This window comes from Marinobacter sp. SS8-8, from assembly GCF_030540945.1.
Taxonomy (GTDB): Bacteria; Pseudomonadota; Gammaproteobacteria; order Pseudomonadales; family Oleiphilaceae; genus Marinobacter.
The window spans coordinates 1-1,426 of sequence record NZ_JASSVN010000052.1 but is presented as its reverse complement, the minus strand read 5'-3'; the positions used below and the strand labels follow the sequence as shown (position 1 = coordinate 1,426).

Genomic DNA, 1,426 nt, shown 5'->3' with positions numbered 1-1,426 from the left:
TCGGGGTTATGTTCCCAATCCCATTATGTTCCGTTCACCCTGGAAGCCCTTGAATCCATAGGGAGGATTCCGTGTAAAAGGACACATAACGACAGATGCCGTTTGGGCGCATGATTTCCTTTCCTACATCCAGAAAGGAGATTGTCATGTTAGAACATTACTTCGTTAAGCCCGATACCATCGATGCGATCCGCGCTTCCTGGATCGCGGAACCGATTGAGCAGTACGTTGCGTGGTTAGCCGGGCATGGATACAGGCCCAGGGTAATCTTGCGGCGAGTCCCACTCCTGAGGCAGTTTGGTGAGTTTGCTCGCGATCATGGTGCCACGCAGTGGAGCGAGCTTCCGACTCATGTCGAGCCTTATGTAAAGCACTGGGTAAAGGTGCACGCCAAGAACGCATACCAGGCAAAGCGATGGGTGGCTAATGATGCTCGTACACCGATCGAGCAATTGCTGTCCCTGATGTTGCCCGATTTCCGCGGAACAGGCCAGAGACGGACCAGTCAAGATCCCTTCCTGGTTCAGGCACCGGGGTTCTTTGTTTATCTGCGTGAAGAACGGGGCCTGCGTGAGCTGTCTCTCCGGCACTATCGCCATTATCTGCATAACCTGGAAGCCTACCTGGCGCGAATCAACCTGCTGCATTTGTCCGAGCTCACTCCAGCCATACTCAGTGCGTTTGTGGTGGAGAGCGGTCGCCGACTGAGCCCGCATTCCATGACGGGGCTGTGCAGCTCCTTGCGAGTCTTCCTGCGCTACCTGTACCGCGAGCAGCTGATCAATCGCGATCTCGGCGCTACCGTAGAGTCCCCGCGTCGGTATCAGCTGGCCGATCTCCCGCGTTCGATCTCCTGGGACGACGTCCGGCGCATGCTCGATGTTGTTGATCGGCGCAGTGCTCTGGGCAAGCGCGACTATGCCATTCTACTTTTGCTCGTCACGTATGGACTGCGCGGCCATGAGGTGGCCGGATTGACACTGGAGCATATTGACTGGAAGCGAGAACGCCTGTTGGTGCCGCAGCGCAAGGCGGGACACACCACTGCGTACCCTCTCTCTTCAGTAGTAGGCGAAGCGATTCTCGACTACTTAAAAAATGCACGCCCACACGTCAAGGAGCGAAGGCTGTTTTTCCGGGTTGTGGCGCCCGTCCGACCTGTGACGGCGGTTACTGTGTCCAGCCGAGCGACGCACTACCTGCGCAAAGCGGGTATTAATGTCCGTCGCCCGGGTTCGCACACCTTGCGCCACACTTGCGTACAGCGATTGGTCGATGCCGAGTTCAACTTCAAGGTCATCGGCGATTACGTTGGTCATGCATCGCCAAGTTCCACCCGCATCTATACCAAGGTGGACGTGGAAACCCTGCGCATGGTGGCGCTGGGCCAAGAGGAGGTGCTGCCATGACCGCCTCCTTTCACAGC

Annotated in this window: 1 protein-coding gene; it reads left to right on the top strand. The window is 57.0% G+C overall.

All coding sequences use genetic code 11. The features are described from left to right. Positions 1 to 146: 146 nt before the first annotated feature. Complete coding sequence (locus QPL96_RS19350; protein WP_303288906.1) at positions 147 to 1,409, top strand: tyrosine-type recombinase/integrase; 1,263 nt, start codon at positions 147 to 149, stop codon at positions 1,407 to 1,409. The last annotated feature ends 17 nt before the right edge of the window (positions 1,410 to 1,426 follow it).